General features: G+C 67.1%; 8 protein-coding genes. 3 read left to right on the top strand and 5 right to left on the bottom strand.

The genetic code is table 11. From position 1 onward, the window contains the following. Nucleotides 1–1,174, top strand: a 1,174-nt coding sequence (gene garD / locus KGM94_RS19495; protein WP_300263112.1) for a galactarate dehydratase, incomplete at its 5' end; no start/stop codon positions are given. A gap of 62 nt (nucleotides 1,175–1,236) precedes the next feature. On the opposite strand, the gene KGM94_RS19490 is transcribed toward garD, so the two are convergent. From KGM94_RS19490 to KGM94_RS19480, 3 genes are all read right to left on the bottom strand, one after another. Beyond that, complete coding sequence (locus KGM94_RS19490) at nucleotides 1,237–1,590, bottom strand: hypothetical protein (RefSeq protein ID WP_300263110.1); 354 nt, start codon at nucleotides 1,588–1,590, stop codon at nucleotides 1,237–1,239. Between the two features lie 280 nt (nucleotides 1,591–1,870). After that, nucleotides 1,871–2,470: a DUF2147 domain-containing protein gene (locus tag KGM94_RS19485; protein WP_300263114.1), complete on the bottom strand. Its 600-nt coding sequence runs from the start codon at nucleotides 2,468–2,470 to the stop codon at nucleotides 1,871–1,873. A gap of 108 nt (nucleotides 2,471–2,578) precedes the next feature. Beyond that, nucleotides 2,579–3,607, bottom strand: coding sequence for an NAD(P)/FAD-dependent oxidoreductase (locus KGM94_RS19480; RefSeq protein WP_300263107.1), 1,029 nt, complete (start codon nucleotides 3,605–3,607; stop codon nucleotides 2,579–2,581). 195 nt (nucleotides 3,608–3,802) lie between these two features. Here KGM94_RS19480 and KGM94_RS19475 point away from each other — a divergent pair, with 195 nt between their 5' ends. Then, complete coding sequence (locus tag KGM94_RS19475) at nucleotides 3,803–4,270, top strand: thioesterase family protein (RefSeq protein ID WP_300263105.1); 468 nt, start codon at nucleotides 3,803–3,805, stop codon at nucleotides 4,268–4,270. 60 nt (nucleotides 4,271–4,330) lie between these two features. On the opposite strand, the gene KGM94_RS19470 is transcribed toward KGM94_RS19475, so the two are convergent. Beyond that, on the bottom strand, nucleotides 4,331–4,651 hold the full coding sequence (locus tag KGM94_RS19470; RefSeq protein WP_300263103.1) for a 2Fe-2S iron-sulfur cluster-binding protein: 321 nt from the start codon (nucleotides 4,649–4,651) through the stop codon (nucleotides 4,331–4,333). Nucleotides 4,652–4,831: 180 nt separating this feature from the next. Then, nucleotides 4,832–5,209, bottom strand: a complete 378-nt coding sequence (locus KGM94_RS19465) for an Hpt domain-containing protein (RefSeq protein WP_300263101.1) — start codon at nucleotides 5,207–5,209, stop codon at nucleotides 4,832–4,834. Between the two features lie 399 nt (nucleotides 5,210–5,608). Here KGM94_RS19465 and KGM94_RS19460 point away from each other — a divergent pair. Next, nucleotides 5,609–10,692 (top strand): negative regulator of septation ring formation (locus tag KGM94_RS19460; protein ID WP_300263098.1); only part of this gene is annotated, 5,084 nt, incomplete at its 3' end.

Genomic DNA, 10,692 nt, shown 5'->3' with positions numbered 1-10,692 from the left:
TGCCGACGGCTCGGTCGGCACGAAAAACATCCTCGGCATCTCTTCGTCGGTCCAGTGCGTCAAGGGCACGATGGAATATGCCGTCAAGCGCATCCGCGCCGAGCTGTTGCCCAAGTACCCCAACGTCGACGACGTCGTGCCGCTGACGCATGCCTATGGCTGCGGCGTCGCGATATCGGCGCCCGATGCGGTGGTGCCGATCCGCACCCTGCAGAACCTCGCGCTCAACCCGAATTTCGGCGGCGAGATTTTGGTCGTCGGTCTCGGCTGCGAGAAGCTCGCGCCGGAACGGCTGGTGCCCGAGGGCGTCGACAACGCCATCGTGCGCATGCAGGACGAGGCTTTTGACGGCTTTGGCGCGATCGTCGAGGCCATCATGACGCAAGCCGAAGCGCGGCTGAAGGTGCTCGACAAGCGCCGGCGCGAGACCTGTCCGGCTGCCGATCTCGTCATCGGGCTGCAATGCGGCGGCAGCGACGCCTTCTCCGGCGTCACCGCCAACCCCGCCGTCGGTTTTGCCGCCGATCTGCTGGTGCGCGCAGGCGCCACCGTGATGTTCTCGGAAGTGACGGAGGTGCGCGACGCGATCCAGCTCCTGACGCGCCGCGCGATCAACGAGGATGTCGGCCGCGCGCTGGTGCGCGAGATGGCGTGGTACGATTCCTATCTCGCCCGTGGCGGCGCCGACCGCAGCGCCAACACCACGCCCGGCAACAAGAAGGGCGGGCTTGCCAACATCGTCGAAAAGTCGCTGGGCTCGATCGTCAAGTCGGGCTCGACCGCGATCGCGGGCGTGCTGGCGCCCGGCGAGAGGGCGACGCAGAAGGGAATGCTGTTTGCGGCGACGCCGGCATCCGACTTCATCTGCGGCACGCTGCAGCTTGCGAGCGGCATGACGCTGCAGGTCTTCACCACCGGCCGCGGCACGCCCTACGGCCTCGCCGCCGCGCCCGTCATCAAGGTCGCGAGCCGCAGCGAACTCGCGCGGCGCTGGAAGGACCTGATCGACTTCGACGCCGGCCGCATCGCCACCGGCGAGAAGACCATCGAGGAAACCGGCTGGGACCTGTTCCGCCTGATCCTCGACGTCGCCTCCGGCCGTATCAAACCATGGTCGGACCGCTGGGGCATCCACAACGATCTCACGCTGTTCAATCCCGCTCCGGTGACGTGAGTCCAGATTCCGGCTCCGGGATCGTTGCCCGCGAGGTTTCGAGTTCGACGCTGACCCGGCAGCTACGTCATGCTGCCCGGCATGAAGCAGCGCACGCGCGGATGGCCGTCGATGTAGTGCTTCCACACCATGGTGCGGCCGATCTTGTTCGGCTGCCTCAGCACGGCCCCGTCGGGCACGATCACCCACTCATCGTCGATCCGCACGCGGAAATGCCCTTGGTAGGATTCCCAGTCGGCATCGGTGAGCACGTAGCCATCGGCATCCGAGCAGCACGGGCCGAATTCCGAATGCAGGCTTTCGAACCAGGGTTTCAGCGGCGAATTGGCGAAGCGGCCGTCGTCGCGCGCCAGCGCCGATGTCGCGAGCACGGCGATCAGGCCGGGCAGCAGCGCCGCAGTCAGTCGCGAGGGCATGTCGTGGTCTCCGCGGGTCGGGTTCCGCGAGGGTGCAAGCGCCGCTATTCGCCTGCACGCATCGGCTGCAGGCGTGGAGATAGCGAATCGCTCCCCCGGCGGCTTTGCCAATGACTATGCGAGACCGGCGCCAAAGTTCATTCCGGGCGACTACTGTTGAGGGCCCTTCGGTAGCCCGGGTGAGCGAAGCGATACCCGGGACCGAGCCATCCCCGTATTCCGCTTCGCTCCATACGGGCTACGAGCCGTCTCGCATCGTCATCCCGAACGAGCTCGCTGCCTACTTCTTCGCCGGCGCCATGGCCGGGCCCTTCTTCGTCGCAGGAGCCGGCTTCTGCACGGCGGCTTGCTCCGGGAGATATTTGGCGACGATGGCGGGATCGAGCTGGGCGATGTTGGCATCCGGCAGGCGGGTCCAGACCTCGTCCTTGCCGAACAGGGAGATGCCGAGATAGCCGCGCATGGTCAGCGTCTGGCCGTCCGGGCTGACCGACATCTTGGCCTTGTAGACCTTGCCGTCGCGCGGATTGATCACATTGCCGCCGTCATATTTCAGACCCGTCCCCTCGCGCTTCATGTCGCGGACGAAGGACAGCCCGAGCACCGGCGCGTTCTTGCGATCGTCGGTGCAGGCCGAGCAGACCTCGTTCGGATCGTCGCCGGGGCGCGGAAAGGTCTTTGCAATGATGCCCTCGAACACGCCATCGTGGTCGACGAACAGGAACCATCCCACGCTCTTGCCGTCCTCGACCTTCTGCCAGAGGCCAGCGGCCGACGGCTGCGGCGCCTGCGCCGCAACGCGGCCCGGAGTCACCGGCGCCAGTGCGAGGACGAGCGCGAAAAGAGACGGCAGTCGAAAGCTGGAAATGAAATTCCGCATCATGATCATCCGTCTGGCCCGCGACTGGAATGGCCGCAGACTAAGGCTATTTCGCGGGTGGTTCCAGCGCCACGAGCGGGGGTTGCCGACGCGTTCCGGCCCCCGGGGTCAGTTGACCCCGAGCTTCTTCTGCAGGCTGGAGGAGGACGTCGTGTACTGGAACACCAGCCGCTTCTCGGGATAGACGTAGCGATGGGCCTTTTGCGCCATCAGCGCGCCCTCGTGGAAGCCGCACAGGATCAGCTTGATCTTGCCGGGATAGGTGTTGATGTCGCCGATGGCGAAGACGCCCGGCACGTTGGTCTCGAACGCACTCGTCTCGACCGGCACCAGATTGTTCTCCAGCGCGATGCCCCAGTTCGCGACCGGCCCGAGCTTCATGGTCAGACCGAAGAACGGCAGCATGGCGTCGCAGGCGACCTGCGTCACGCTGTTGTCGTTGCCCTTGACGGTGGCGCCAGCGAGCTTGCCATCGGCGCCGTCAAGCACGGTGACCTGGCCGATCCGCAAATCCATCTTGCCGGCCGCGACCAGCGCGCGCATCTGCTCGACGCTGTGGGGCGCGGCGCGGAAGTCGTCGCGACGGTGCACGAGCGTGATGCGCTTGGCGAGCGGATGCAGGTTGAGCGTCCAGTCCAGCGCGGAATCGCCGCCGCCGACGATCAGCACGTTCTTGTCGCGGAACGTCTCCATCTTGCGCACGGCGTAGTGCACCGAGGTGCCCTCGTAGGCCTCGATGCCCGGCACCGGCGGACGCTTGGGCTGGAACGAGCCGCCGCCGGCAGCGATCACCAGTACCTTGCACTCGAACACCTTGCCGGCATCGGTGGTGACGCGGAAGCCGGGATTGCCGATCTTCTCGACCTTCTCGACCATCTCGCCGAGATGGAAGGTCGGGTGGAACGGCTTGATCTGCTCCATCAGCGCATCGGTCAGGCCCTGACCGGAGACCTGCGGAATGCCGGGAATGTCGTAGATCGGCTTTTCCGGATAGAGTTCGGCGCACTGGCCGCCGACCTTGTCGAGGATGTCGACAATATGCGCCTTCATGTCGAGGAGGCCGAGCTCAAAGACGGCGAACAGTCCGCAGGGGCCGCCACCAATAATCAGCACGTCGGTTTTGATCGCTTCGCTCATGTCGTCTCTTATCGTCTTGACGGAGATCGTCTTGATGGGTTGGACGGCGCCCGGCCGGTCGCGGAGGCCAACGCCTGTCTAGCCAACGGAACAGGATCAGGGAAGGCAGAAATGACGAGCCGCCCTGCCCTGGACCCCACTTGCCGGGGCCAGATAACTGGGCTGTAAGGAAAAGAAAATGACGGAGATCAATCGGTGAATGCACCAAGCCGCCTCGACCGGACGCCGCGCCTCGAGGATTTTCCGTTTCGGCTGAGCGACAACGTCCGCTTCGGCGATCTCGACCCCAATCAGCACGTCAACAACGCGGTCTACGCCACCTATTTCGAGACCGGCCGCGTCACGCTGATGAAGCTTCCGCAGTACGGGCTGACGCCGCCGGGCCTCGCCTGGATCATGGTGCGACTCGACATCCATTTCCGCGCAGAGTTGCACTGGCCGGGCAAGATCGAGCTGGGACTTGGCGTGGTGAAGCTCGGGCGCACCTCGGTCACTTTCGAGCAGGTGGTGTTCTCCGAGGGCACCTGCGTCGCCTCCGCGAATTCGGTCGGCGTCCTGCTCGACGAAGCGACGCGGCGGCCGACTCCGCTGACGACGGAACTGATCGAGAAGTTAAGGCCCTGGCACAAGCGCGGCGTCGCGGTCGCCTCGCCGGGCCACTGACGCACGGTCCAGGAAAATACGCAGCCGCGTTCCGGCGCGGCCCTGCGCAAGGCAAGAGGATCAGGCCTGCCGCTCCGGCGTCGAGACCGTGAGCCCGTCGAGTTCGTCGGTGATCTTGATCTGGCAGGACAGGCGCGAATTCGGCCGCACGTCGAAGCCGAAATCGAGCATGTCCTCCTCCATCGGCGAGGGGTTGCCGACCTTCTCGCGCCAGGCTTCGCCGACATAGACGTGGCAGGTGGCGCAGGCGCAGGCGCCGCCGCATTCGGCCTCGATCCCGGGAATGCCGTTGCGGATGGCGGCTTCCATCACGGTCGCGCCGTTCTCGACTTCCACCGTGCGGGTTTCGCCCTTGTGATCGACAAAGTGAATCTTGGCCATGTGCTCGTGCTGCCGGGATCGAAGGAAATAGGGAGGGTCCGGGCTGTCCTATAACGGGTCGACCGGCCGCGCGCCATAGCGTTTTCGTGCGAAATTGGGGGATAGGTTCGCGTGAGGAATGCCTGTCAAAACAAATGGCTGCGGCCGTCGGCAACTCGCGGGAACAGTTTCACCGACAGCTCAGGCGCGACGAAGAATCGCCTCGATTGCGGCGCGGGCCTCGGCCGCAGCCTCCTTCAGCGCGGCGAGCGCGCGGGCCGCCTCGTCGCCGGTGCGAATCGCAGCCTCGAGACGGGCCGCGGCATCCGCCACCGCGAAGGCGCCGATCCCGCGCGCCGAGCCTTTCAGCTTGTGCGCGAGGTCAGCGGTGTCCGCCGGCAGCGCCGTCATCGCCGAGACCAGCCGCGTCGACTGCTCGGCGAACATCGCGAGCACCTCCCGCTCCAGTTCGGCATCGCCGAGCGTCATGCGCACGAGATGGTCGAGGTCGAGCGGGCTGTCGAGCGGAGCGAGCGGCGGCGACGGCATCCAGACCATCCGTTGAAGATCAGGCGTCATAGGCAAAGGCCCCGGCATCGCGGACCGTTCGCCGGTGCGCGGCGAAGCTCGGACGCTCAGCCAATCACGGAAATGGTTAACGCAAGGTTAGGCCTGCTTTGCCCAATTCCGCCGATTTATTGCCGAAAAGTTGCCGCAATCCGGCGAGTCCGGTGGAGAATTGCATTCATTGCTAAGGCGTTACGACCCGATCCTGTTAACGATGATTAACATTGTCTTAATCGCAGGCATTTCTTTCGGCCCGCTCAGCCAATAGGATGTTTGTGGAAATTGGCGGACAAGCCGTCCGGGGCGAGACGGGCTTTGATCCGTACAAAGCGGCATGAACCGGTCTGTGGGCTTGCGCGGCGCGCGGGGGCTCGCGGGGACGCGTACAAGTAACGAGGGCTCGGACTGAACATGGCGAACACTCCCAAGAAGGTCAAAGACCCCACCGAAGTGGCGCTTTCTGCGATCCAGGAAGCCCTCAACATCAGCGATACCGCCGCTGACACCAGCCGCAGCGCCTCGACGCGCAGCGAGGCGGCGCCTTCGGTGACGCCGCCGGCCCCGCCAGTGTTCGATGAGCCGACCTTCGAGACGCGCCCTGCCGCGAACGAGCGTGCGGTGTTCGAACCGATCGAGGAACCGCGCGGTGCGCGCCGCGCCGCCAACGACGACCGCGAGACCATCGGCCAGATCCTGCAGGCGCTGCAGAAGGGCCGCCCGGCCCGCAGCGTCTACACCTTCGCGACCGTGTTCGCCGGCATCTGGCTTGCGGCCTGCGCCGCGCTGACGATCGGCTTCCTGCCCTCGATCCAGGCCGCGATGGGCCAGAGCGGCGGCGCCCTGGTGGTCGCCGGCCTGCTCGCCATGTTCTTCGCGCCCGTGATGCTCTTCTTCTTCCTCGCGAGCCTCGTCTGGCGCGGCCAGGAAATGCGCATGATCGCGCAGGCGATGGCGCAGGTGGCCATCCGCTTCTCCGATCCGGAAGGCTCGGCCTCCGACTCGATGGTGACCGTCGGTCAGGCGATCCGCCGCGAGGTCGCGGCCATGGGCGACGGCATCGAGCGCGCGATCGCGCGCGCCGGCGAACTGGAGACGCTCGTCGCCAACGAAGTCGCCGCTCTCGAGCGCGCCTATTCCGACAACGAAGTGCGCATCCGCGCGCTGCTGCAGGACATCGCCCATCAGCGCGACAACCTGGTCGGCCAGGCCGAGCAGGTGCGCAGCGCCATTTCCGGCGTGCAGATCGACCTGCGTCACGATATCGCGCTGATCTCCGACGCCATCGCCTCGCGCGTCGACGAGGTCGCCAAGAGCATCACCGGCGCGCTGGAAGAGCGCGGCGCGCACATCACCGGCGCGCTCTCGCATGCCGGCGACAACATGATCCTGGCGCTCGGCGAGCGCGGCGGCGATCTGCTCGACCGCCTCGAGGAAGCCAGCGCCGAGACCACCCGCGCAGTGCTCGATGCCAGCGAGCGGCTGACCACGAGCCTCAACTTCAAGACCGGCCACGTGCACGACGAGTTCGTCGACCTCGCCGACCGAGTCCACGAGATGCTCAACGAGCGCATCGACCGCATCACCGGCGAGTTCGAGCAGCGCTCCACCGCGATCGTCGACGGCATCTCCGAACGCACCGAGCAGGTCCACGACTCCCTGAAGAACTCCTCCGATTCGCTGCTGCTCGAGCTCGAGCTGCGCAGCAACGACCTCTCCAGCAAGATCGACGACGCCGGCAACCGGCTCGCCAGCCAGATCATGACCTCCGGCGACAAGGCGAGCGAAGCGCTCGATGCCACCGTCAACACCCTGGTCGCCAAGGTCGTGAGCCAGACCGAGACCGCTCACGACTCGCTGTCGCTGCAGATGAGCGCGTTCGACGAGCTGGTGAAGAACCAGGGCTCGGAGCTCGCAGAGAAGTTCGCCCGCGACTCCGGCACGCTCGGCGCGCTGATCACGCGCCACATCTCCGAGTTCGACCGCACGGTGAAGACCTTCGGCGGCGAGATCGTCGATCGCATGGGCCAGCGCACGGCGGACATCGCCGACACGCTCAAGACCTATGTCGACAATTTCGACACCCGCCTCACCTCGAACGGCGGCGAGATCACCGCCGCGCTCGACCAGCGCCTGGTCGAGTACGAGACCAAGCTCGGCGAGCGCGTCACCAACCTCGACACCTCGATCGAGAGTCGCATCAAGACCTTCGACGAGCAGCTCGGCGGCCGCATCTTCACGCTCGAACAGTCGTTCGACACCCGCGCCAAGTCCGTCACCGAGACCATCGACAACCGCCTTGGAACGCTCGCAACCACGCTGACGGAGGGCGCCTCCCAGGCGATCCAGTCGATCGACTCGCGCCTCGGCCGCCTGACCTCGACGCTGACCGACGGCACCGCGCAGGCGATCGAAGCAGTGGACCGCCGCATCACCGGCGTCACCGAGACGATCGAAGGCCGCAGCACGCATCTGACCGACACGGTCGCCGCGCGGTTCCAGGAAATCCACCAGGCGATCGAGACCAAGATCGGTTCGGTCGCCTCCGACATCGACATGCGCGTGGCGCAATTCGAGGACCTGCTCGGCTCGCGCGTCGAGGCCGTGGCCGGCCGCATCGAAAGCAGCGGACGGCAGGCCAGCGAGGACCTGATGTCGCGCGCGGAGGTCATCTCGACCACCATCCGCTCGCATGTCGAGGACGCCGAGCGCTCGCTGACCAATCTCGTGGTCAACACCAGCGAGACGATCCAGACCGGCGCGCGCACCGCCCAGCAGTCGCTGATGACGGTGTCCTCCGACGTCAACGCACAGCTCAAGCTCACCTCGTCCGAGGTCGAGCGCGCGCTGACCGCGGTCGGCACGGGCGCTGCGAATTCGATCCTGACCAGCGCCCGCGAGGCGCAGTCGACACTGGTCTCGGCGTCCGGCGAAGCCGCCAACCAGATCAAGGCGCTGGCGACCGACGTCGAGCGCACGCTGTCGGCGGCGGGCTCGGCGACCGCAACCTCGATCCTGGCCGGCGCCCGCGAGGTGCAGACCACACTCGTCACCGCGTCCTCGGATGCGGCCAACCACGTCAAGACGCTCGCCAGCGACGTGCAGCGCTCGCTGTCGCAGGCCGGCATGTCGACCGCCGAGACCATCACGACGGGCGCACGTGACGCCCAGAGCACGCTGATCGCGGCCTCGACCGAGACCGCCAATCAGATCAAGACGCTGTCGTCCGACGTGCAGCGGTCGCTCTCGATCGCCGGTACCAGCACGGCCGAGACGATCACCGCCGGCGCCCGCGAAGCGCAGACGACGCTGGTCACGGCCTCCTCGGAGACCTCGAGCCAGCTCAAGTCGCTCGTCGCGGAGGTGCAGCGCTCGCTGTCGCAGGCCGGCCTCTCGACTGCCGAAACCATCAGCACGAGCGCCCGCGACGCCCAGAGCACCCTGCTCGCGGTCTCGGCCGACTCGACCAGCCAGGTCAAGTCGCTCGCGGCCGAGATGCAGCGCGCATTGTCGGTGGCAAGCGGCGCCACCGTCGAGGCCATCACCGCCGGCAGCCGCGAGGCCCAGAACGCGCTGGTGACGGCGTCCGCGGAGGCCGCGAGCCAGGTCAAGTCGCTAGCGACGGACGTGGAGCGCACCCTGACCGCGGTCGGCGCCGATACTGCGGCGTCGATCCTCAACAGCGCACGCGAGGCCCAAAGCTCGCTCACCGCGACGTCGGCGGACGCGGCAAGCCAGATCCGCGCGATCTCGACCGAGATCGAGCGCTCGCTCGGCACCGCCACCGCGAACGCGACCAACGACATCCAGACCAGCGCACTCACCGCCCAGAACGCGCTGATCACCGCCTCGAACGAGGCGACCGCGCGGGTCAAGTCGAGCTCGGCCGACGTCGAGCGGTCGGTGCTCGCCGCCAGCGGCAGCTTCGGCCAGGCCATGACGGCCAAGACCGACGAGATCGTCACCTACGTGCAGCAGCAGGCCGACCGGCTGTCGAACATGATCGACGGCAAGCGCGGCACGCTGGTGGACGCGATCGGCGCCAAGACCAGCCAGCTCACGCTCGACATCGACCGCGTCACCTCGGACGCGCTGAAGTCGATCGAGACGCGCGGCCAGGCCTTCGCGCAGTCGATGATGGGCAACGGCGGCGAAGTGGCGCGGACCATCACCTCGGCGAGCGAGATTGCGACCGGCGCGGTCAACAAGTCGCTCCGGGACCTCGAGCAGGCCTCGCGCGCGGCGATCGACCAGTCGCGGCAGGTCTCGATCGCGGCCGTCACCGAGATGCAGGAGACCAGCAAGATCCTGCGCACCGACACCGTCGCGCTGTTCGAGCGGCTGCGTGAAGGCAACATCCTGCTGCAGGAGGTGCTGACCGGCGCACACGACAACCTGAACTCGCTCGAGCGTGCGCTGGTGACCCGCGTCGCCGACTTCGTGTCGGCCATGAACGACGTCACGGTCCGCAACGGCGCCGCGACCCAGACGCTGGAGGACCAGCTCAACGTCTTCAACTCCAAGACCACGAAGGCGCTGGCGGATCTCGGCGAACTGTCGAGCCAGTTCGACGCGCATGGCAAGGCCCTGGTCGACGCCGCGTCCGTCGTCGAGCAGAGCAACCGCAACACCACCGCCTCGCTCGCCGAGCGCAAGCAGGCACTGGAATCGCTGGTCACCACCATCGACCTGCGCACCGCGGATCTCGACCAGCGGCTGTCGCGCTTCACCGGCCTGCTCGATGAGTCGCTCGCGGCGGCCGAGGAACGCGCCCGCGACATCGCCCGCGTGGTCGCGGAGACCGCCGGCGCAGGCTCCGCCGCGATCACCCGTCAGTTCGAGGCGGTGCGCGCGGCGTCCGCGGAGGAGCACCAGCAGACCATCGACGCCATGCACGACATCTATCGGCAGACCACCGACGAAGCCGACGCGATGTTCAAGCAGTCGACCGAGAAGTTCGCCAACCTCGTCTCCAGCATGAAGCAGATGGCGTTCGAGATGCACAACGAGCTCGAGGCCACCCGCAACGAGCTGCGCCGCGGCGTGCTCGAGATGCCGCAGGAGGCCGCCGAGAGCACCGCGCAGATGCGCAAGGTGATCGTCGACCAGATCGAGGCGCTCGCCGAGCTCAACCGCATCGTGGCCCAGCATGGCCGCGGCCTCGACGTGAGCACGACCGCTCGCGCGTCGGTGCAGCGCCAGGAAGAGCCGATGATGGCTGCCGTCGGCGGCCGTGGCGGGGAGACGCGCGTGCGCGAAAGCGGCAGCGCCTCCACGCTCCCGCCGCCGGACCTCGGCATGCCCTCCTCGCGCCGCACCGAGGCCCCGCCGGTCTCGCCCGCGAGCGCCGATCAGGGCCGCGACGGCTGGCTGTCCGACCTGCTGAACCGCGCCGACACCGGCCAGGGCGGCGCGCCCGCGCCGCGTGGCCGCGGCGGCCAGCAGGGCGGCGGCAATCCGCTGGAATCGCTGTCGCTCGACATCGGCCGGCTGATGGA

This window comes from Bradyrhizobium sp., assembly GCF_028868675.1.
In the GTDB taxonomy this organism is placed as follows: Bacteria; Pseudomonadota; Alphaproteobacteria; order Rhizobiales; family Xanthobacteraceae; genus Bradyrhizobium.
This window is presented reverse-complemented; position numbering and strand designations above follow the sequence as displayed.

Excerpts from the sequence above, each read along its gene's own strand:
- KGM94_RS19470 (WP_300263103.1), bottom strand. The coding sequence starts at position 4,651 with ATGGCCAAGATTCACTTTGTCGATCACAAGGGCGAAACCCGCACGGTG.
- KGM94_RS19485 (WP_300263114.1), bottom strand. The coding sequence starts at position 2,470 with ATGCGGAATTTCATTTCCAGCTTTCGACTGCCGTCTCTTTTCGCGCTC.
- KGM94_RS19490 (WP_300263110.1), bottom strand. The coding sequence starts at position 1,590 with ATGCCCTCGCGACTGACTGCGGCGCTGCTGCCCGGCCTGATCGCCGTG.
- KGM94_RS19480 (WP_300263107.1), bottom strand. The coding sequence starts at position 3,607 with ATGAGCGAAGCGATCAAAACCGACGTGCTGATTATTGGTGGCGGCCCC.
- KGM94_RS19465 (WP_300263101.1), bottom strand. The coding sequence starts at position 5,209 with ATGACGCCTGATCTTCAACGGATGGTCTGGATGCCGTCGCCGCCGCTC.